Raw genomic sequence first — 3,627 nt, forward strand, 5'->3', positions numbered from 1 at the left:
CCAACCCTCCCGTCCGCGCCGAATTGACCGTCCCTCGAGCCGAAGCCAGCCTGGAAACGCATCGTGCACAAGCATGAAAGCCAACCTGGTCCTTGTCGGCCGCGCACCTTTCGGCAGGGCTTCGTGTCCCCCCACCGCGATGCCCCTGGTGGCATGGCCATAACCGGTGACGGCACCGTCGACTTCAGACGGCCCGTACCGTGCGGTGAACAGCACGACGAAGGCCAAATCTTGTCCGCGATGCGCCTCTCCCGCCTCGCCACGAGCCGGTTTCAGGGGGCCGCCCGCCGAGGGAACAGCAATGAGCCGTTTGCTTCGCTGGAGGTGATCATGACTTCCCCCAATGGGGAAGACGTGAAGCCCTGGCCGCGCGCCGTCGCCGGCACGCGGACGTCGTGGTGTTCGAGGTGACGGCGGCGCAGCGGGTCGGGCGCAGCCGCGCCAGGCCGGTGGGCCGCGGTCCGACGAGATCCGGTATCTAGGGCACGGGCTGGTGCCGCGAGAGCGGTTGCCGGGTGACTGGCTGATTCGCGGGCTACCGGGAGCTGAAGTCCCTTCTCGCCACTTGGCTCGGATCCCTCGAGAACGCCAGGTCCGGTCGCGTGAGCTGCAGTAAACACCATTTGAGCTTGAGACCTGAGCAAACCCACTTGGGACCGACGCAACGGTGGCTAAGGCGTGGACGCCCGCGCGAGGCCGAACGGGCTCGGCCTATACGCCGCCGCCTTATGAGTTCACGTCTGACGCCCACCAATGCAGGGCGCCAGTTCTAAGAGGACATGGCACGACAGGTCGGATCCCGTGCAGAAGCTGGAGCTCATGACCGTACCGCGACGATGCCCGACCTCGACCCGGGCGCCAACCTCGTGGGCTGACCACGCATTGCACTGACAAGGACGATGCGATGACTGCCGGCCACCGGGTCGGCAGGATGGCACTGGAGGCTGCGGTACGTCGCGACGGTGTGGTCAGGCCGGCGGTGTTGGCAGGTTAGAGAGCCGGCGGCGTCCGCGGATCGCGCTGGCGAGGGCGACACCAGCCAGGACGAGGAGGGCGGCGGCTGCGACTGCCAGCGGCGGCAGAGGGACCATGCCGGGTGCCAGCACGGCCAGCGCGAGCAGCCCGCCGATCAGAGACCGGGACGCTTCGTGCTTACGACGTGGGGAGCGATTCGGTGGGCTTGCCGACCAGTACTACGATTTCGTATAGTCCGATCTCGTGACTAACTTATCTGCAACCTCCGAAGAGTCGGCGTTGGTCGCTCTGCAGCGCGCGACCCATGCCACCCTGCAGATCCTTACCGCGAGGCTGGTCGACCTCGATCTGACGGCCTCCGAGATCAATGCTCTGGCCATCCTCTCGGACGGTCGTGGCCGCACGATCTCTGAACTGGGAGCCGCCGCCGGCACCCGGCCGACCACGCTGACCAGCGTGCTGGACCGGCTGGAGCGGCGTGGCCACATCACGCGCGGCGCCCGTCCGGGCGACCGCCGGGTCGTGGTCATCGAGCTGACCGCCCCGGGGCGTCTGGCCGCCGGCACCATCCGGCAGACCCTGGCCGAGCTGGAAGAGCGCGCCCTCGCCGACCTGCCCGCAGAGTCGATCGCTGGCTTCCACACCGTCCTGCGCGCGTTGACAGAGGTGCCCGCGTGACCCCGACCAACTCCAGCGCACTCGAACCCGCATTGCTTTTCGACGAGCTGATGGCCGAGGTGACCGCTGCCACCGAACACTTCGACCACCGCGCCCACCTGCACCTGACCTGGCTGGCAGTCCGCAGCGTCGGCATGCCGGCCGCCATCAGCCTGGTCAGCGACGGCATCCAGCGCACCGCCCGCTATGCCGGAGTGCCGCAGAAATACCACGCCACCGTCAGCCGGGCCTGGGTGGAACTGGTGGCCCACTACACCGCCGACCGCGCCACCGGGGACTTCGCCGTATTCATCGACCGGCATCGCACACTGCTCGACAAACGCCTGCTCACCCACTTCTACACGTCAGCGACCTTGGCCAGCACGCAAGCCCGCACCGGCTGGGTCGAGCCCGACCTCGCCCCCTTTCCCTGGCAGAGCATCGAGCAGGAGCAGTCCGAAGACAGCGACCGAGCCACCACATGACGCAGGCCACACGAAGTGGACGAACCGCCGGTCGGGCCTGGGCTCGTGGGGCCCTGGCCCATCCCGTCCTGTCCGGCATCTCCCGAGCCCACCTGAGCGAGTTGACCCCGAGTACAAGAAGTGGCGACCGCTACAGCGCTACACCGGACGGCGCGACACCTACGCCGAAACCCACCTCGCCATCGCCGGACTCGTCTCCGACCGGTCCGCCAGCCGGACAACCCGCCCCACGCCGAGCACCAACCTGGTCCCCACCCAGCCACCCCGCTGATCACTCACCAACCAACACTCCAGGGGCCAGCACGCCCCGACCTCAATCGCTCCCAAGGTCGTTACCGTGCTCACGATGAGGTGCCGGCGAGCTTTTCGAAGCTGTTTAGATCAGCATCACCCAACAAGCCGATCCTCAATAAAATACATCCGCTTCAGGATCCTCCCTTCCTTGTTTTTGTCATAACTGTAGTATTTCTTCTGCGGGTCGGCATCCGACCAGATTATGGATGCGATCAGATCGTTCTTGTGGTGCTCTAGCCGATCCGTATTTAGGTAACCTTCATCGGGCTGCCAGTCTCTTGGCAAATCGTCGCTTTCCCTGTAGAAGTACATGTAAAAAGTCCTGCTCTTGCCTTCTGCTACTTTGGCTTCTCCTTCAATCGGATGATCCTTACCGTATTTTTCAACCAGTTCCTTCAGTTCTACTAGATCTTCGGGTGGGTTCAGAATCATATAATGCTTTCTGACAGTCACCTCCCGTTCATCCGCTTTACCGAAGACCTCCCCCGTGTTGTCAATTTCAAAGATCCTTGTTTCCCCAACTGATTCCTCTGTACATCCAATCAGGCTCAGTGGAATGAAGAACGCACCAATAATCAGGGCCAGAATCGTCAGATTGGCTTTAACCACTCAACTCCCCTTCAAATGGCATATCATTCCCGTTGGAATGGATGGACCGCAGCACAGCTGGCAACGTAGCTGGGATCCACAAGGCGTCGAGGCGGCAAACGCCTCCGTCCGCTTCGACCGTCCTCACGGCGGCCCATCCAAAGAGGGACCGCGAGACATGACGCGAGGGCCGCTGCGGCGCGGAGCCGCCATGAACGCGAGGCGAGGGGCAACGCGATCATGAACAGAGATTACCTATCGGATCATGGTCGCCACAGGGCAGCGCGCCGGCCGTGCGGGAAGCCTCTGTGCCGAACACGTGCCGAGGCTGACCGTTCTCGCCCGCCTCGGTGGCCAGGGCCCCGGCAAAGTCGTGGCGGTGTCCCCCCGCTGTCCGCGCCAGCCGCCGGGCGTGTTGCATGGCCGGAGTGGAGCGGCAGCGGAGTGCAGGCCGCGTGCCCTGGCGGCGGCGCGTGCGGCCCGTTTCGGGCCGCCTTGAACCCGTACAGAAAGTTTGCACAACTTGCCGGGACTAGACATGCCGGGACTAGTACGGCAGCCGCCAATTGCTAGCTGACCAGGGCGTAGTCCCGGTTCAGCCGTGTGCGTTGGTGGAACCAGCGTGCGC

At 64.6% G+C, this 3,627-nt stretch carries 3 protein-coding genes; 2 read left to right on the top strand and 1 reads right to left on the bottom strand.

The window, feature by feature from the left end; genetic code table 11:
- Positions 1–1,254 precede the first annotated feature (1,254 nt).
- Both ACVCAH_RS37615 and ACVCAH_RS37620 read left to right on the top strand, forming a co-directional pair.
- A complete protein-coding gene (locus ACVCAH_RS37615) occupies positions 1,255–1,653 on the top strand; it encodes a MarR family winged helix-turn-helix transcriptional regulator (RefSeq protein ID WP_447140971.1) in 399 nt (132 codons plus the stop codon).
- Positions 1,650–2,117: a hypothetical protein gene (locus ACVCAH_RS37620; protein ID WP_447140972.1), complete on the top strand. Its 468-nt coding sequence runs from the start codon at positions 1,650–1,652 to the stop codon at positions 2,115–2,117. Before ACVCAH_RS37615 ends, ACVCAH_RS37620 begins: the two co-directional genes overlap by 4 nt.
- 387 nt (positions 2,118–2,504) lie before the next feature.
- On the opposite strand, the gene ACVCAH_RS37625 is transcribed toward ACVCAH_RS37620, so the two are convergent.
- A complete protein-coding gene (locus ACVCAH_RS37625; RefSeq protein ID WP_447140973.1) occupies positions 2,505–3,020 on the bottom strand; it encodes a hypothetical protein in 516 nt (171 codons plus the stop codon).
- Positions 3,021–3,627: the final 607 nt, after the last annotated feature.

The organism is Micromonospora sp. LZ34 (genome assembly GCF_052981855.1).